The sequence below is a fragment of the uncultured Prevotella sp. genome (assembly GCF_946407605.1).
Classification (GTDB): Bacteria; Bacteroidota; Bacteroidia; order Bacteroidales; family Bacteroidaceae; genus Prevotella.
The window spans coordinates 1-18,636 of record NZ_CAMJOS010000005.1 but is presented as its reverse complement, the minus strand read 5'-3'; the positions used below and the strand labels follow the sequence as shown (position 1 = coordinate 18,636).

The 18,636-nt window shown below is 51.3% G+C and carries 9 protein-coding genes and 1 pseudogene; 2 read left to right on the top strand and 8 right to left on the bottom strand.

From position 1 onward, the window contains the following. Positions 1-69 precede the first annotated feature (69 nt). Together Q0R57_RS03685 and Q0R57_RS03680 are read right to left on the bottom strand one after the other, a co-directional pair. Positions 70-3,231, bottom strand: coding sequence for a glycoside hydrolase family 98 domain-containing protein (locus Q0R57_RS03685; protein WP_294744032.1), 3,162 nt, complete (start codon positions 3,229-3,231; stop codon positions 70-72). A 66-nt stretch (positions 3,232-3,297) separates the two neighbouring features. Continuing rightward, positions 3,298-5,055: a glycoside hydrolase family 97 protein gene (locus tag Q0R57_RS03680; protein WP_294744030.1), complete on the bottom strand. Its 1,758-nt coding sequence runs from the start codon at positions 5,053-5,055 to the stop codon at positions 3,298-3,300. 356 nt (positions 5,056-5,411) lie between these two features. On the opposite strand from Q0R57_RS03680, the gene pflB reads away from it, so the two are divergent. Both pflB and Q0R57_RS03670 read left to right on the top strand, forming a co-directional pair. Continuing rightward, the gene (gene pflB, locus Q0R57_RS03675; RefSeq protein WP_294744029.1) at positions 5,412-7,658 is read left to right on the top strand and encodes a formate C-acetyltransferase; all 2,247 of its coding nucleotides are present in this window, start codon (positions 5,412-5,414) and stop codon (positions 7,656-7,658) included. A 40-nt stretch (positions 7,659-7,698) separates the two neighbouring features. Next, positions 7,699-8,481: a radical SAM protein gene (locus Q0R57_RS03670; RefSeq protein ID WP_294744027.1), complete on the top strand. Its 783-nt coding sequence runs from the start codon at positions 7,699-7,701 to the stop codon at positions 8,479-8,481. A 4-nt stretch (positions 8,482-8,485) separates the two neighbouring features. Here the strand turns inward: Q0R57_RS03670 and Q0R57_RS03665 are convergent, their stop codons facing one another. From Q0R57_RS03665 to Q0R57_RS03640, 6 genes and pseudogenes are all read right to left on the bottom strand, one after another. Further along, on the bottom strand, positions 8,486-10,402 hold the full coding sequence (locus tag Q0R57_RS03665) for an ATP-binding protein (protein WP_294744025.1): 1,917 nt from the start codon (positions 10,400-10,402) through the stop codon (positions 8,486-8,488). Then, complete coding sequence (locus tag Q0R57_RS03660; protein WP_294744023.1) at positions 10,389-11,852, bottom strand: methyl-accepting chemotaxis protein; 1,464 nt, start codon at positions 11,850-11,852, stop codon at positions 10,389-10,391. Before Q0R57_RS03660 ends, Q0R57_RS03665 begins: the two co-directional genes overlap by 14 nt. A gap of 79 nt (positions 11,853-11,931) precedes the next feature. Continuing rightward, complete coding sequence (locus Q0R57_RS03655) at positions 11,932-13,449, bottom strand: carboxylesterase family protein (protein ID WP_294744021.1); 1,518 nt, start codon at positions 13,447-13,449, stop codon at positions 11,932-11,934. Positions 13,450-13,469: 20 nt separating this feature from the next. Next, complete coding sequence (locus tag Q0R57_RS03650) at positions 13,470-14,810, bottom strand: glycosyl hydrolase family 8 (protein WP_294744019.1); 1,341 nt, start codon at positions 14,808-14,810, stop codon at positions 13,470-13,472. A gap of 190 nt (positions 14,811-15,000) precedes the next feature. Further along, positions 15,001-17,280 carry an endo-1,4-beta-xylanase gene (locus Q0R57_RS03645; RefSeq protein WP_294744017.1) on the bottom strand — a complete coding sequence of 760 codons (2,280 nt, stop codon included), beginning with the start codon at positions 17,278-17,280 and terminating at the stop codon, positions 15,001-15,003. Between the two features lie 355 nt (positions 17,281-17,635). Then, positions 17,636-18,636, bottom strand: a pseudogene (locus Q0R57_RS03640) (glutamine synthetase type III); the annotation flags it as partial.

The window sequence follows — 18,636 nt, the reverse complement described above, 5'->3', positions numbered from 1 at the left end:
AGTAATTAGTAATTGAAAAGGCGGGCCCAACTGATGTTGAGTCCGCCTTAGTTTTATCGTGGGGAAAAATTACTTCAGCATAATCTTTTTCACGGTTCCATCGGGTAAAATGACGATGTTAAGACCCTTCTGCATAGCCTGGCGAGGCTGTCCGTTAGGAGCAAAGATGCCAACAGGACGCGTGGGTGTGGCTGTGAGATTGTTGATGCCCTGCGTGCCGGTGGGGATGACGCGGCAATGCAGCAGCAGGAACTCACTGAAGCCCGTACCGTTGTTGATGAAACTGATGATATGCTTGCCGGAAGTGGTGACCTCGAAGGGCAGCTCGACGAGGGTTGCCGAAGAGAGGTTAGCCGAGCTGGAGCCATTGGCATTAGGCTTGGCCTGGAGGAAGTCGGTGGCGGCGAGCACACTGCCCGAGGCATTGAGGATGCGACCTTTATACTCTGGCGTGCCCTTCCACGCTGCCATAGCGAACTGCAGCTTATAGGTGCCGGGCTCGAGGTTGAGCGGATAGCTGGTCTGACGACCATACTCGGCCGACGTGGTGCGCCAGTAGAGACCCTTGCCCTGATAGCCGCCGAAGCCCGTCATGGTGCGAGAGCCGGAGCCGTAGGTGTTGGGATACTCGTGTACGTCGCTGCCGTCGGTGGTGCGCCATCCCTCTGGCATAGCGCCGTTGACCACGTTGGTGAAGTCGAGCACATAAGCGGATGAGTTGTCGGCAAACACAGGCTGGATGGTGACGTTAGAATCCCACATCTTAAAGGTGACCTGGGTGGCGCCCTTCTGCACGGAGATCTTCTTGCCCATGGTGTAATAGACGGAGTTGATGACCTGCAGCTCCTTGATGCCATAGCCCTCGTCGGGGGTGATGGTCAGGGTGACGGTCTGTCCCTCAGCGGCAGAGTCCACATCGGCTGTAACCTTGCCGTTGACCGCATCGCGGATGGCGATATGGTACTTGCTGGCCGGCGTGCCCACGGGCTCGTAGATGATCTGGTCGACATACATGTTGATGCCGCCGGTGTTGGTGAGACGGAGGTCGTTGGTACCTGCATTCAGCGAGGCCTGGAACACAGCTTTCTTCCAGGTGTTCTTGCTGGCGCTCTCGATGGCTACGTTCTGGTTGGTGCCATTGACGGAGGCGCGGATATTGCCCGACTTCGACGTGCCGCAATAGCGGATGTAGATGTTATAGTCGCCTGCCTGAGCCAACTTCAGCTGATGGCGCAGCGAGGCTGAGGTGCTGGTGCCGGTCTGCACATAGCCCATACCGGCAAACTCCTGCATGTCGGAGGCAAACCAGCCTGAGTGGGTCAGCGCCACGCTCTGCACATTCTTATAGTCCATATTCTCGGCCTCAATGATGACACGTCCGGCATAGGCCTCAGGCTGCTTAGGCTGCTCAAGAGGCTGCGGTGCGATGGCTGCTTCGGCGGGATTAGAGCGGTCGTTGGCACCGGCACAGGCGATAGAGACATCGACGGGACCCATGTGCTTCACGCTGAGGGTGTAGAGATGGGTGGTCTCGTCGTAGGTCTCGGTAGCCGAAGCCGAATAGCCCTTGGCACCTGTGGTATGTTTCTTCAGGTCGTAGGTGGGCTTTGCCGTAGCACCCACGATAGAGATGATGTCGGTCTGGGCAGCGGTGGAGTCGCTACGGTAGTTGTTGAGATAGAAGTCGATATGATCGGCATACTCCTGGATATAGCCGCTGGACAGCTTGCCGTAGGTGAGCTTGAGCGTGTCGCAGGAGTTATACTGCAGGGGGATATCGGCAGAGGCCGTCTTCTTCTTATTCAGATAGGTGTATGGGGTGTAGGTGACCATACGGTTGCGATAGCGGTTGACGTAGAGGTCGCCAGTAGATACTTGCGGATATTGCTCGTTGAAATCGGCAGTTTTCTTAGTGATAGAGCTCCAGCGAGAGGTATAGTTGGACTTCTTCACCTGCACGGGAATAGTCTTGGCGATACTGTCGTAGAGGGAGATGACGATAGGAATGGTACCATAGCGTCCCGTCTTCTTGAAATAGCAGAAGTTGTCCATCCACTGTCCGTTGCCGCGATTGAACGGGTCGGTCTGCTTATACACACCGTCGTAGAGGTTGCCCCAGGCGGCATACTTCTCTTCATCGCCACCAGAGGTGACATTGTTGATAACCACAATCTTCTGTTTGGCCACCACCTCCTCACGGCTAGGAATATACATGGTGCCGTTGACTACCTGACGGAACATATCGAGCCAGATGCCCTTGAAGTTAGGATACATGCCCCAGTTGCGACGGGTGTAGCCATCGACGGTGGAGTTGTCGAGGTTCTGGAAGTCCTCGGTCCAGATAAGCTCAGGACCGTCCCATACGGCACCACCGTTGACGCAGGTCTGCTCCATCACCGTGCCGATGCCTGCAGCACCCGGGTATTTCTTGCCGTGATTATCGCCCAGGATGGCGCTGAGGGCACCGTTCCATCCACAGTTATCGTAGCGCACGCCGTAGTTGGTGGCCAGACCCGAGATGAAAGGACCGAAGGTAACACTCTCGTTGTTATAGAAGCACGAGCTGGTGGTGTACTTATAGAGCCAGAGGATGGCCTCAGGATACTGCTTACAGGCGTTGAGCAGGTCCTTGTTGCGCTTCATCATACCCATAGGGTTGAGCGGGTGGCTCCAGATATTACCGCAGAACGAGATGGTGAGCACGCCACCATACTGATGGTGCATGGGCACCAACTTGGCAAACAGGGCGATACGTGAAGCCTGTGTGCTGGAGCTCTCGTCGCCAGCCTCGTCGAATCCCCAGAACTGCTCGGCATAGTTCCAGCCGAGGAAGTTAGGATAGGTCTTGAAGAAATACTCGAAGGTCTCGAGGTCGTAGTCCTGGATATGGGTATGACCGCCTGATGCGGGCTGGCATGTGAACCACATATTATTATGCTGACACACCGTGGCCCACGACTCATAGGTGCGCACAGCACAGCGCGGCATGCGGTACATGTTGGCATCCTTGTCGTACTGGCACGACAGCGAGAGGTTCATACACACGAAAGGACGCAGGTCCTCGGGTATGAGGTCGATGATCTTCTGAGGATCGGCCGAGTTCCACACGTCGACATGTACCATCCACAGGGGGTGCTCATTGTCGATAGGACGGCGCTGCTGGGCCGTCAGTGTCTGGGCTGTTGCCAAAAGGAACAGCACGAGAAGCAGTTGTTGGATTACTTTTTTCATTGCTATGGATTTACAGAGTTTTTTTTCTATTTTTCGAAATAACGTGATAACGAAATAACGATTGAATTACTTGATGATCATCACGAAGCCACCGCGGGGCTGGCAGTTGAGCGAAGCAGGCTTCTTCTTCAGAGTAGTGATGTTCCAAGGCTCGCCATCGGCAAAGAGCTGGATCTGCTTGCCACTGACGAAGCTAAGAGGCAGCTGCAGGGTCTGGGCCTCATCCTTGCCGTTGATGCCAGCCACATACCAGGTAGTGCCACTGCGACGGGCAAGCACCACGCTCTCGCCAGGATAGCCAGAGACGAAGCGGGTCTCGTCCCAGGCGGCAGGCAGATTGCCCAAGAACTGCTGCACCTCCTTAGGCTGTGCCAGGAAGCTCTCAGGACGGTCGGCCAGATGCTGCAGGCCACTCTCGAAGAGCACCGTCAGCGCCAGCTCGTGACCATGTGAGGTGATATGCGGATGCTGCGAGTCGGAGAAGGCGCAGGGGGTATAGTCCATCGGACCGATGACATTGCGGGTGAAGGGCAGCGTGGCGTTGTGGCTGGCGGCCTGTTTGGTGAAAGTACCTACATTATTGTACCACTCGGCACCATAGACGCCTTCGGTAGAAAGCAGGTTAGGATAGGTGCGCTGCCAACCGCGGGGAATAGTGGCACCGTGGAAGTTGACCAGCAGATGATGTGCGGCGGCACTCTCCATCAGGTCGAGGCAGAAATCCATGTTCTTCAGGTTCTCGCCAGAGAAGAAGTCAATCTTCACGCCGGCCACACCTATCTTCTCGCACCAGGCAAACTCTTTCTCACGGTCCTCGGGTTTGTTGAGACGGAACTTCGGCGTGGGAGCGCCGTCAATCCAACCCACCGAGGAGTTGTACCAAATCATAGGTTTGATGCCCCTGTCGAGGGCATACTTCACAGCATCCTCAACGGTCTTGCCGTCCTTCATCGTATCCCACTCGGCATCAATAAGGACATAGGGCAACTTCAGGGCTACGGCGAGGTCGACATATTTCTGAATGATATTCATATCGTTAGAGCCGTGATTATAGGCCCAATAGACCCAAGACACCACACCCGGGTGAATCCAGTTGGTGTCGGCCAGCTGACAAGGCTCGCTGACATCGGTAATCAGCGTTGACTCCACCACATTGGCCAGACTGCCAATGATGGCCACACGCCAAGGGGTATGCCAGGCGCCTGATACCTTTGACTCGTTCTGGTCGGCAACCACACGATAGAGCTCACCCTCGTTGTAGAGACACGAAGCACTCTGCTGACGCTCGATATTAGCCTCGGAAATCAGCACAAACACGTTGTCGGCAGACTGGATGAGGGCAGGATAACCCCAACGGGTGTTCCAGCCATCGGCAGACTTCCACACACCGCTGAACGACTGGCCAGGCTTCGTCTTATACGACGTAGTCAGAGGATAGAAGCCCTCGGCACCATCGCCCCACTGCATGATCCAGCGGCGGGTGCCTTCGGCAATGCGATAGGTTGACAGCTCGCGAGGCAGGTCGCCAGTAATATTGGAGAACTCATAGCGGAAAGCCACACCATCGTTGTAGAGACGCAGCTTCATGACCTTGCCGTCGGCCACAACCCACTGATACTCATTGGCTTCGTTGGTGCAATGGCTGCGCTTGCCCGACAGCATCTGATAGTCGGACTGTACCTTGCCAACATAGGTGAAACGGGGTGTAGCAGCGCAACCCTCGATACCTATTTTAGGCATCTGCAAGGCCTCGCTACCATCGCGGCAGATAGTGATACCCTGCTGCTGGGTAGTTACAGACAGGTGACCATCGGGAGAAACCATTGTGTTGGTCTGACTTTTTTGTTGAGCCGACACTGACAATGAGATAAATGTCAATGCAAGCAGAAAAAATCTTTTTATTATCATTTTCGTAGTTTTACTTATAATTTGCGTGCAAAGATAGGAAAATAATTTCTATTAGCAAAGACGAACGTCGGAAATGTCACTTTTGTCCTATCAAAGGATAATTTCATCGCATCTATTCTATATGCCTAATTAACAAAATGTTGAATGAAAAAGTTGCACGAATCACAAAAAAGTAGTACCTTTGCACCCGAATTTACAATAAGGTATTAGAAAGGTATCCAACGAGGTATTATTTTTGAAATTATTAATAGGTATTATTAAAGTATATTTGTATGCGTAAAGAATGGCGTGGTTTCAAAGGAACCAAATGGACCGAAGAGGTCAATCTCAGAGACTTTATTCAGAACAACTACACGGCTTATGAGGGCGACGAGTCCTTCCTGGCCGGACCTACCGATGCCACAAACACTTTGTGGGGTCGTCTGCAGGAGTTACAGAAAGAAGAGCGTGCCAAAGGTGGTGTGCTCGACATGGAGACAGAGATTGTCTCAAGCATGACCGCCTATGGTCCTGCCTATATCGATGAAAACAAGAAAGATCTGGAGAAGGTGGTTGGTCTGCAGACCGACAAACCTCTGAAGCGTGCCTTCATGCCCTTCGGTGGCATCAAGATGGCAGAGCAGGCCTGCACCACTTATGGCTACAAGCCCTCAGAGAAGCTGCACGAGATTTTCACCAAATATTGCAAGACTCACAACGACGGCGTGTTCGATGCCTATACCGACGAGATGATGCGTGTGCGTCATAACCACATCCTTACCGGTCTGCCCGACACTTATGGACGTGGACGTATCGTGGGTGACTACCGTCGTGTGGCCCTCTATGGTATCGACTTCCTGATTGAGCAGAAGGAGATTGACAAGTACAACTGCGGAAAGCGCCAGATGAGTGAGGACATCATCCGTCTGCGTGAGGAGATCTCTATGCAGATTAAGGCCCTGAAGGCTATGAAGGAGATGGCTCAGATCTACGGTTTCGATATCTCACAGCCCGCACAGAACGCCCGCGAGGCAGTACAGTGGCTGTACTTCGGCTACCTGGCAGCCATCAAGACACAGAACGGTGCTGCTATGTCAGTAGGTCGTGTGTCAACCTTCCTCGATATCTATATTACTCGTGACCTGGCTGAGGGCACGCTGACCGAGAGCGAGGCTCAGGAGTTGATTGACCATCTGGTGATGAAGTTCCGCATGGTGAAGTTCGCACGTATTCCTTCTTACAACCAGCTGTTCTCTGGCGACCCCGTATGGGCTACACTGGAGGTAGGTGGTCTGGGACAGGACGGCCGTCACATGGTGACCAAGAACGACTTCCGTTTCCTCCACACTCTGGAGAACATGGGTCCCTCACCCGAGCCCAACCTCACCGTGCTCTACTCTCCCCGTCTTACCGATAACTTCAAGCACTACGCTTCGATGATCTCGGTGAAGACCAGCTCTATCCAGTATGAGAACGATGACGTGATGCGTCCTATCTGGGGCGACGACTACAGCATCTGCTGCTGCGTGAGCGCTACCCAGACTGGTAAGGAGATGCAGTTCTTCGGTGCTCGTGCCAATATGGCCAAGACCCTGCTCTACGCCATCAACGGCGGTGTGGATGCCAAGACCCGCGAGCAGTGCGGTCCTAAGTTCCGCCCCATCACCAGCGAGTACCTCACCTGGGAGGAGCTGGAGCCCCGCTTCCGCGATATGCTCGACTGGCTGGCTGACATCTATGTGAACACACTGAACCTGATTCACTATATGCACGACAAGTACTTCTATGAGGCAGCCGAGATGGCACTCATCGATACCGACGTGCGCCGTACCTTCGCAACAGGTATTGCCGGTTTCTCTCATGTGGTCGACTCTATCTGCGCCGTGAAGTACGCTAAGGTGAAGATTATCCGCGACGAGACCGGCTTCAACGTAGACTATCAGGTGGAGGGTGACTTCCCCCGCTATGGTAACGATGATGACCGCGCCGACGAGGTGGCAGTATGGGTGCTGAAAACCTTCCTCGCTAAGATCAAGCGTCACCACACCTATCGTAACTCAGAGCCTACCTGCTCTATCCTCACCATCACCTCGAACGTGGTTTATGGTAAGTACACTGGCAACCTGCCCGACGGACGTCGTGCCGGCACTCCTCTGTCACCTGGTGCTAACCCCAGCTACGGTGCTGAGAAGAACGGTCTGTTAGCATCGCTGAACTCTGTGGCTAAGATTCCTTACGAGTATGCACTCGACGGTATCTCGAACACCCAGACCATCAGCCCCAACGCACTGGGTCACAACGACGAGGAGCGCGCCAACACGCTGGTTCGCGTGATGGACGGCTACTTCACCAAGGGTGCACACCACCTGAACGTGAACGTGTTTGGTGTTGACAAGTTGCGCGACGCTATGGAGCATCCTGAAAAGCCCGAGTACGCTAACTTCACCATCCGTGTGTCTGGCTATGCTGTGAAGTTCATCGACCTGACTCGTGAGCAGCAGGAAGACGTGATTGCACGTCAGTCTCACGAGAGTCTGTAATCTAGATTCTCTAGATGTTCTAGAATAACTAGAAAACTGTATGGCAATTAAAGGCTATATACACTCCACCGAATCCTTTGGCTCTGTTGACGGGCCTGGGATTCGGTTTCTCATTTTCATGCAGGGCTGCCACATGCGCTGCCGTTACTGTCATAACCCAGACACCTGGAAAGTAGCTTCAGCTGGAAGTGGTTCTGCAAGAAATGGTTCTGTAGGAAGTGGTTCTGTAGGATGTGGCACCGCCACATCAGTAGAAGAGCTCCTCAACAAGGCAGAACGCTATCGCAGCTACTGGGGACCAGAGGGCGGCATCACCGTTTCTGGCGGTGAGGCACTGCTACAGATAGACTTCCTCATTGAACTGTTTGAGGAGGCCCATCGCAGAGGCATCAACACCTGTCTGGACACAGCCGCACAGCCCTTTACCCGCGAAGACCCGTTCTTCCCGAAGTTCGAGAGACTGATGAAGAGCACAGACTTGGTGCTGCTCGACATCAAGCATATCGACGCAGAGAAGCACCGCTGGCTGACAGGTCACAGCAATGAGCATATCATTGACTGCGCCCGCTATCTCTCAGAAATTGAGAAACCCGTATGGATTCGTCACGTGCTGGTGCCTGGCATCACCGATGACGAAGCACAGTTGAAGCAATTGCGCCAACTGCTGGATACACTGAAAAACATTAAGAAAGTGGAGGTGCTGCCCTATCACACACTGGGCACCTTCAAATGGAAACAACTGGGCATCCCCTACACATTGGAGGATGTGTCCACCCCAACCGCAGAACAGGTGAAGCGCGCACAGGAGATTCTTTCGCTTTAAAGGCTTATCTCTTTAAAGGAATCTCCAGCACGAACCTGGCACCAAGCGTATAATCCGTATCGAGCCAAAGGTCACCTCCCAACAGACGAGCAAACTGTTTGGAGATAGACAAGCCCAGACCCAAGCCCTCAGAAAAGGTATTGAACTTGGAAAACTGGGTGAAGATTTGCTGACGATAGGATTCGGCAATGCCAGGACCCTTATCCTCAACACTGAACAAGACAGCATCACCATTATCCTGCACCTTAAGCTTCACCCAGCCGTTGGTGGTGAACTTCTTGGCATTATAGAGCAGTTCGTTCAGTATCTTCATCAGATAATCCTTATGCGTCAGTACAGTCAGGCTGTCATCGACCAAGGTCTCAACCTGCAGGTCGGACATGTGAGGCAGACGTTCGTTGAAGATTTTCTCAGCCTCTGTGACAACACCTATACATGTGACGTCGTCGTCGAGCTCTATGGTCTTCCTACCATCGATAGCCGACGAGGCCATGAGCATATCCACGATACGGGTGATGGTAGAGGCATTATGCTGTAGGGTGTGGACAATCTCCACCATCTCTTCCTTAGGAATAATGGTGTAGTCATCGCGAAGCACCTGAACAAAGCCCATCATGATGTTGAGCGGCGTGCGGATCTGATGTAATACATCCTGCAGGAATGCTGTCTGACGCTTAGTAGCCTCCTCAGCTATCTTGTTGGCACGTGCCAGCTCAGTGTTATGAAGCTCGGCCTCAACATTCATATCTTCCAAGTGACGGATATGTTGCGACAACGACTGCTGCATAGCCAGGAAACTGTTCTGAAGACGTCCCACCACATCAGAGCGATTGCTATGGGGCAAAGAGAAATTGAAGTTTCCATCAGCAATCCAGCGCGTCTCACGCTCCAAATGTCCCAATGGCTTGATGAATATCGCCACAATCTTTCTGCAGAGCACAAACATAAGCACCAATCCCGCTGTGAGCAAGGGGAAGAGGACAAACGCCAGCCTATTATAACGTCTGAAGATGTCACTCTCCTTACATACCAAGGCGATGCTCCAGCCGGTTTGGACCATAGGCTGATAGAACACATAGCACACCTCACCATCAAGATCCACCTGCATATAGCCTTTCTTCTGAGACATCATCTCATGACCCATAGCAATAATATCGGGCTGGGTAAGTGGGTCGGCATCGTCGAAGATAGTCTTATGGACCAGTCGTGTAGAGTCAGGGTGTACAAAGATATGACCTTCCTGTCCCAACATGATACAGTAGGAGTTCTCGTAAGGCATATCCTGTGTGATAACCTTTGAGAGCCAGTTCAGAGAAATATCGGTGGTGATGACGCCTATGAAATCACCTTCATCCGTATAGATAGGGTCGCAATAGGAAGTAAGCATCTCGGGCGAGGAGAGATGACCTTCGTTATAGTCATCGTAAGGATCAACCCAGGCTGCACGGCCTGTATTGCGGACCGTCTTATACCATACATTATCATAATAACTATACTCCGTATCGCGTTCATTCAGAATTGTATTTGAAGAACGCAAGGAATAAACGGAGAAGAAATGGCCTTGCTGAGGGAAGATATCGGGTTCCATCGTGATGGAGCTGCCAGAAATATTGGGATTCAACGCAACAGCCCTCTGTGTATATGACAGAAGGGAATCGGCAGTCAGGTTGTCGAGCACCTGCCATTTCGTATTTCGCGATATGGTCTCAGCTTCCTTCAGATAGCCTGTCACACGTGCCACCGTATTCTCTAATTCACAATTGGCACGCTCGATAGCCTCCTGACGTACCATACGTCGCGACTCAAGGAAGAGGTCGCCAAGGGCATAGACGAAGACGCCCACAACAAAAGGTAGCAGGAAGAGGCAGATTTTGGTTGAGAGGGAGTAGTTTGTGGTATGGATAGGGTTACGTATTGTCATTTTCTTCAGATATCCTGTTTACTGATATTTCTATGATTTTGTCGAGTAAAGTAGTTACTTTTTCTGTATTGTCCATCATGTCGCTGGTCAATTGGTTGACATCGACCTGATCCAGATGCTCATAGTTCTGGCGGATGACTGCTACCGTTGAGACAATCTGGTTAACAGGCACTACCATCTGGTCAGTCATATTATGGATAAAGGCTGTTTCCAAGCAATCAGCCTCATGGGCTTTCTTACGAGCATGGTTTAGGGCTTCCGTCTGCTCACTAAGCATGGCGGTGCGCTGACGGATTTTGGCAATATAGTTGACTAAAGAGTTCTGCATGGCCCTGAAGCTGCGCTGCAGTCCACCTATCTCATCATGACGGAGACTATCGGCAATGGGCTCATCGAAATTTCCCGCAGCAAGACGCTGGACGGAATGGTCCAGATAGCGAAGAGGCTTGAAGAGGATGTGGATGACGTGGAAGCAGTAGATGAGCAACAGCAGAACGCTGACCACCAGGATGACCAACATAAAGTTGAGCAAGCGGTTATAGGTAGCAAAGACCTCATCCTTCGGACTGACGATATTGACGCTCCAGCCTGTGTTCTTATAAGGACGGTAGAACACATAGCAATCCATGCCATAGATATTCACCGACATATAGCCGCTTTCACCACTCAACATGGCCTGAGCCAGTTTTTTGGAGTCTTCGTCAGTATAATCGTTCTGCAACTGATCGTAGATATTGCCGGAATAGAGACTTGTACTATCAGGATGTACGATGAAATCGCCATTTTTATTCATCAAAGCGCAGAATGTGGAAGGGAACGGACGTGTAGCCTCAACAGCACGTGACAGCCATTCCAGCGAGATGGCGGAGACAAAGATACCTATGACACGGCCATCCTTTTTGATGGGGATGCTATAACCCATGATAGGATAGCCACCCCTGAGCGGTTCTATGGTAGGATTACTCCACTCCGTCTGACCCGTCGTCATGGGATGCGTGTACCACTCCTGCTCAATATAGGGCTTATCGCCAAAGTTGTCGGATACGGCTATAGAGTCCTTTGCTCTGTATGAACAGAACAATGTCTGCGAGCCTTCGCCTTGCCACAGCTCTGGATCAATAGCCACAGCGCAACCCACGACAGAGGGATTCTCGTTGAGCATCCTTTGTGTGAGTCCCTGCAGAGCACGAGCATCGTCCTGATGGTGCTCTACATACCAATGGAAATTCCTGGCTGCTATCTCTACCTCGCGTAACCTGTTGTCTATATTTTGCACCATGCCGTCGAGTGCTGCTTCCGACTTGGCCAATGCCTCCGACTTCACAGCTTTCCTTGCATAGACAAACATCACAAAAAGGGCAGTCACCAACATGACTGCCACAAATGCAACCAACCAGAAGCTCATCTTTGTAGAGAGCGACTGACGGATTATGGATGAGTTTTCTTTCATTTGCGGATGCAAAGGTAATGATTTAATCTGACATTACAAAGGATTTTCCGCAAAATTGTTGTCTTTGTTACACTTTCTTCTACTCTCTTCCTGGCAAGGGCATCGGTTCAGGTATAATGGGCTCACCCATCTCTGATTTCTCTGCGTTGCTGTCGTCGAGCTTGAAAAGCATAAACAGTGGACTCTCGCTAGTGCAGGGATTCCATCCTAATGCGTTCTCACCCTCGCCATTGGGGTCACTATACTTGGCAAAGTTTGTCCAAGCAGTCAGCATCTTCTCAGAGAGGTCCCAGTCGCCCTGTGTCCAAGGACGCCAGCAGTGCTGCAGCGACTTGAATACAAACCAAAGGTCAGACGAATGGAAGGCACCTTTCAGACGGTTGGTCACCTCAGGGTGCTTACCGTCATCAGGTAACGGACGGGCAAACTCATAGGCCCAAGCTTTGTTTCCCTGCTCCTGACGTACCTTACAGAACTCGGCAATGCCTGGAGACATATTACCCATATCGTTGAGGGTGTAACCAATCATATAGGGCACATCGGCGATAGAACCCTCACGAGTAGCCTCATCGAAGCTCTTCTTAGACACATAGCCGTCGACGATAGGACGCTGCATGAGGAACACATCGCTCTTGTTCACCATATTATATAATTGAGGAATGGAGTAGAGCAACTCGGTAGAGGCGTGGCGTAACTGCTCCAAGTTGGTCAGTCCAGCCCAGTCCATCACCATCTTGGTCTCTGCCTCAGACTCCTGTAAGGTAGGATTATAAGTGAAGAACTTATTCATCGGTGTGGCAGGTTTGGCTTCCTCACCCTCCTTAGCAGGCACGTTGATGCCGCCACCACTCATAATCACGGCCTTATGGAACAATCCACGAGCCAATGGCGATTCGCACAGGGTACGCACGCTGCCAGCACCAGCACTCTGGCCAAAGATGGTCACGTTGTTGGGGTCGCCACCAAACTGCGTGATATTCTCATTGATCCATTTCAGCGCCTGGATCTGGTCGAGGATGCCATAGTTACCACTGACATGGTTTGGACTCTCTTCCGATAACTCCGGATAGGTCATGAAGCCAAAGATGCCCAGACGGTAGTTAATAGACACTAGCACCACATCCTTAGAGGCCCATTCCTGGCCGTCGAACTCAGGCTCAGAGCCCCAACCTTCACGATAACCGCCACCATGTATCCATAGTGCTACAGGCAACTTCTTATTCAACTGTCCAGCAGCTTTCGTCCACACATTCAGATAGAGACAGTCCTCACTATAGGGTGCCTCGTCGCCATAGCCCCACTCTGTGGTATAGCCACCAGGATAATGCACAGACTGATATCCCGGATGTCCGAACTTATCGCAGAGACGTACGCTGTCCCAAGCCACCACAGGCTGTGGTTCTTTCCAGCGCAGGTCACCAATAGGCGGTGCGGCGTAAGGAATGCCTTTATAGACAAACACGCCAGGATTCTCGGCAGCAACACCTTGAATCTGACCACCTTCTACTTTGAGTACAGGGCATGCAGGCTCCTCATTAGAAGTGCATCCCACCATTGCCATCAACGGCAACAATAATACAAATAATTTTTTCATCATGAAATGGTTAATGGTAATTATTATTTATTAGGGAAAATTACACGATAGTTTCCACTTAAGTGCATATAGGCGAAGAGTCTGAGCAGACCATCGTAGTATGCATCGAAATAGCCATCCTCAAAGGGTTTGTTCTCGGCTTTCCAGAAAGCATCGACAAACTCCTTGCTCTTATCGTGAGAGCACATCACAGAGGCGGCAGCGGTGGTAGCCACCAAACCAACGCTATGGCGCAGCTTGCGGAAACCGCCAGCCTGCAGAATCTCGTTCTCCTCAGGCAGCGTGCCGTCAACACGATACTGGTCAACGAAAGTGTTCACACCCTGCGAATAGAAGAAGTTCTGGATGCGCTCACCATACTGACGCTGCCACTCACCATCGGCACAGCTCCATTCATAGTCCAAAGCGATGTTCATAGGCACGCGCCATGAGTCGTAACGGAAGTTGTTGCTGCTGTTTCTGCGGCCACCCCACCCTTCCATCAGTGTGCCATCGTAGTTGCACATGTCAGGATTCAGACCCGTCTCAGGGTTGGTGCACTTATGCAGGAACTCACGACTCTTGGCTGCACATTCGTTCCAATAGTCAGAACGTCCGTCGTCAGCCCACTTAGCCCAAACCTCATAGAAGGCAGGGATATGGTATGAGGGGTCGGTATAGCGCTGTCCAAAGCCGTCAGGGGTAAAGGTGATAAGCTTCGTCTCAGGGTCAACGAGGAACATTTTCTGAGGTCCCTGTTGCTGCTGAGGACGCTGACCGCCACCAAAACCTCCGAAGCCACCAAAACCAGGTCTTGCCTCTGGAGTATATTCTTTTGGCATCGTACAGTTCAGGATATGCTGTGCCTCTGCCTTGTAGTTGATGCCTGTATCGTCACCCCAACGGTTAGATGCGAAAATCAGGGCCGTAATGTAATACAGCTCACCATCGGAAGCTGCACCTGCCGAGTTCTGCGTGCCATCGGTCTTACAGCTCCAGGCAAAGTAGCCCTTGCGACTGCCATCCTGATGCTGCATATATTTCTTGCCCCAACGCCATAGACGGTCGAAGATATCCTTCTTATCCAACTGAACGGCAATCATCATGCCATAGCTCATACCTTCTGTACGCACGTCATGATTCTTAATATCGGAGATATAACCCATTGAGTCACCTACCTCAAAATAGACCTTATTGGGTCCATAGAACACTTCTGCAAATATCTGCTGCAGACGGATATTCACCGTTCTGGCATCATATCCCATCTCTACGAACACATTTCTGTATTCATTGGTTTCAAAGGCTCCCTTGCGCCAAGGGTTCAGTGCCACTACACTCATGCTGGTCGTCAGCATCAAGATACAAATAAGAACTTTTTTATTCATGATATGATATTGTTTAATTTAGTTATTTTGGTTGCAAAGATATGAAAAAAGCACCATAAGCCTATGTGTCATTCGTTTCGTTCTGTTTGTTTTTTGTTGCACCAAACAATAGAATTCGCCGGCTTAAGTCATAATACTCTTTGACCTAAGCCGGCGACCATTAAAACAGGTTAGTCTCTGGTTGAATGATTTATTGGAAAAGCCTCTGTGCCATCTGATAAAGGCTACGACGCCAGGTCAGGAACTCATGGGCAGTGCCATCACTGACATAACCCTGAGCGTTAAAGCCTGCAGCCTTCAATGCATCAACACTTGTTTTAATTCCATCTGGGTTCTCTTTCGAACCACAGCTCTCAAAGATGTATTTCACTTTGATGTCCTTGATATCTTCGGGAGCATAGGTGCCACCGCTAAGCAAACCCCAAGAGCCGAACATCTCAGGACGGCGCAAGGTGATTGTCTTGGTCTCCATACCACCCATGCTAAGACCTGCCATAGCACGACTGTCTCTCTTGGCGATGGTGCGGAAGTTAGCATCGACATAAGGTACGAGCTCATCACAGAGCACCTTCTCGAAATCCTGGGCAGTGAAGCCACCGAGACCACCAAACTGGATGTTGTTGGTCATACCATAGGTGCACACGATGATGAAGGGCTTGATCTTACCCTCGGCAATCAGGTTATCCATGATAAGGTTGGCGTGACCCTGATTCATCCAAGCGGTCTCGTCCTCACCCCAGCCATGCTGCAGATAAAGCACGGGATACTTGGTCTTAGAATCCTTATCATAGGTCGGCGGGGTATAAACGAATGCACGACGGCACTGCTTAGTGCTCTCACTCCAGAACAGAATCTGCTGCACTTTTCCGTGAGGCACATTCTTCATAGCGTAGAAGTCCTTATCCTTAGCAGGAATCTCGATACCACTCTCCCAACGGGTAGAACCATAGTAGTTGTTGGTGCCAGGGTCGTTGAGAGTACCACCGTCAACGGTGAGGTGATAGTAGTGGAAACCTTCGTCCATAGGACCGGCTGTGGTGCCTACCCATGAACCGTCATAGGACTTCTGCAGCTTGGTGCCACCCTGACCGCCCAGACCAAGGCTGACGCTAACGGCCTGTGCATCGGGAGCCTCAACACGGAAGCGGGCATAGCCCTGAGAATTCACCTGAGGATACTGCTGACCAGGCTGGTTCAGCTCAGAAGGCACAAAGTCCTCCTTGATGCCAGGCTGCTCGGGGAATGCACGGCTGGCGTCAAACTGAGGACGCTGCTGTCCGAAGCCACCAGGGCCTCCCTGACCACGACGACGCTGTCCCTGACCAGGACCACCCTGTCCGAAGCCGCCCTGACGCTGGCCACCCTGACCAAACTGTCCCTGAGGACGGGGCTGACGAGCAGGTTTCTTAGGCATATCCCACTTAGGATCCTTCATATCCTTGATATACTCATAAGCCAGTTTAGGCTGATAGTTCTCGTCCCAAGGCAGAGGATAATTGCGTGCGCCCAACCAAGAGTCGCGGTCGCCCAGATTCCAGAAGGTTACACAATCAATGACATCCTTATGCTTGCGGAACACGCGGAAGCAACGGGCATACTGATCGGCCAGGTGCTGCTTCACAGAGTCAGTTACGGTAGCACCTTCGCGGCTGAACTGCAGGCCACCACCCATCTCTTCGTTAACACGGATATCGAACTCGGTGATATGGATATGTTTCACGATGGTCTTGAACAGCGTGATAGCAGAGTCAAGGCGAGCCTCAGAAGGATAATAGATATTGTAGTGAGCCTGCATACCGATACCATCGATGGGCACGCCCTTATCCTTCATCTTCTTTACCATATTATATATACGGTCGCGCTTGTGAGGATCAACAGTGCTGTAGTCGTTATAGAATAACAGAGCGTTGGGGTCGGCTTCTCGAGCAAACTGGAAAGCTTTCTCAATAAACTCGTCACCACAGAGTCTATACATAGCGCTCTGGCGGTAGGGGTCGGTGGCATTAACATTGTCTTCCATGGCCTCATTCACCACGTCCCAGCAGTAGATGACATCCTTATATCGCGAAACGACGGCGTGGATGTGCTTTCTCATGCGCTCGTAAAAAACTTCCTTCGTGGGGTTGTCGCCGAGCATCCAGCGGCCAATCTGCGAGTGCCACATCAGACAGTGGCCACGCAACTTGATGCCGTTCTGACGGGCAAAGTTGGCAATGCGGTCAGCATTCTCCCAATTGAACTGGCCTTCCTGCGGCTCAGTGGGCTCGGGTTTCATGTCGTTTTCAGCAGTCATACTGTTGAATTCTTTCTTTACGAGAGCTGCCTGTTCGGCATTTGTCACGTTGCGCTGATTAACAGCGACACCAATCATGAAGTAGTCTTTATAGACGTCCTTCAATCCTTGTGCCCATACGGAGGTGCTGCTCATGGCCAGCAACACAACGATGGCAGACTTGAAAACTTTCTTCATTTTTTGCTAAATTTGGGGTTTAGTTATTATATCGGGTGCAAAATTACAACTTTTATATTCAAAAAGCATTTACGTTCGTGTCTCATTCTTTCAAAAATGTTTCATCATCGATAAAAATGGGACAAACACCCCAAAAAATCAGCGACGCCACAAGAAATGGCAGACGCGCATAAGACAAATTCAAAACCTTTTGAAACGCAAAGAAAGATATCCTTCCGCTATATCTAGCAGAAATACACCCAGATTATTTCTAAACGAAACGATATAGGACAGTTGTTTAAGGACATAAAAATGAGAAATTCGCAGGTTTTCATCACGAAAACCTACGAAATTCCCCCAATAAACTTTAGTTCTCTTATCTGATGAATAGCAGCTCACGGTATTTCGGCAGCGGCCAGAGGGCATCGTCGACAATGAGTTCGAGCTTGTCAATCTCATAGCGGATGCTGTCGAGCTTAGGTTCTACGCTGTCGTGATAGGCGATAGCCTTCTTATGCTCATCGTCAATCTTATTGGCCTTCTTACGAGCCTCGACCAGTTCCTCAACACCCTTCTCAATGGCGCTGGTGCGCTCAGCAATCTCCTCGATAATCTTCTTGTTACGTGCAGAGAGCTTATCTGCGGTGTCGACAGGGAAGATGACGGCCATGTTGCCAACATTCTTCAGCAGCTCGCTCTGGTAGTGCGTAGCCACAGGGATGATATGGTTCATCGACAGGTCACCCAGCACACGGGCTTCGATCTGAATCTTCTTAGTGTAGGTCTCCCATTTCACCTCGTTACGAGCCTCCAGTTCCTTCTTGGTCATGACACCCAGACTCTCGAACATAGCGATGCTCTCCTTGTCCAGATAGCGCTCGAAGATCTTCGGACAGCTCTTCTCCACGTCCAAACCACGCTTCTCGGCTTCAACCACCCACTCGTCAGAATAGCCGTTGCCATCGAAACGGATGGGCTTACAGGTCTTGATATCCTCGCGCAGCACATCGATGATGGCGTGGAAGGTGGCGCTGTGCTCTGTGCCAGCAAGCTTCTTCTCGAACTCAGGAATGCGAGCGTCAACACGCTTCTTGAAGTTAACCAGAGCCTCGGCAACGGCACTGTTCAGGGCAATCATAGCCGATGCGCAGTTAGCCTCAGAACCTACAGCACGGAACTCAAAGCGGTTACCTGTGAATGCGAATGGTGATGTACGGTTACGGTCGGTATTGTCGATAAGCAGTTCGGGAATCTCTGGGATATCCATCTTGAGTCCCTGCTTGCCAGCCATAGCCAGGAAGTCCTTATCGGCAGTCTCGATGTGGTCGAGCAGCTCAGAAACCTGCTTGCCCAGGAATGAAGATACGATTGCTGGAG

What these genes read in the sequence shown, in the direction of transcription:
- Q0R57_RS03685 (WP_294744032.1), bottom strand. Translation starts at nt 3,231, where the DNA reads ATGAAAAAAGTAATCCAACAACTGCTTCTCGTGCTGTTCCTTTTGGCA.
- Q0R57_RS03665 (WP_294744025.1), bottom strand. Translation starts at nt 10,402, where the DNA reads ATGACAATACGTAACCCTATCCATACCACAAACTACTCCCTCTCAACC.
- Q0R57_RS03660 (WP_294744023.1), bottom strand. Translation starts at nt 11,852, where the DNA reads ATGAAAGAAAACTCATCCATAATCCGTCAGTCGCTCTCTACAAAGATG.
- Q0R57_RS03670 (WP_294744027.1), top strand. Translation starts at nt 7,699, where the DNA reads ATGGCAATTAAAGGCTATATACACTCCACCGAATCCTTTGGCTCTGTT.
- pflB (WP_294744029.1), top strand. Translation starts at nt 5,412, where the DNA reads ATGCGTAAAGAATGGCGTGGTTTCAAAGGAACCAAATGGACCGAAGAG.
- Q0R57_RS03680 (WP_294744030.1), bottom strand. Translation starts at nt 5,055, where the DNA reads ATGGTTTCTCCCGATGGTCACCTGTCTGTAACTACCCAGCAGCAGGGT.
- Q0R57_RS03655 (WP_294744021.1), bottom strand. Translation starts at nt 13,449, where the DNA reads ATGATGAAAAAATTATTTGTATTATTGTTGCCGTTGATGGCAATGGTG.
- Q0R57_RS03650 (WP_294744019.1), bottom strand. Translation starts at nt 14,810, where the DNA reads ATGAATAAAAAAGTTCTTATTTGTATCTTGATGCTGACGACCAGCATG.
- Q0R57_RS03645 (WP_294744017.1), bottom strand. Translation starts at nt 17,280, where the DNA reads ATGAAGAAAGTTTTCAAGTCTGCCATCGTTGTGTTGCTGGCCATGAGC.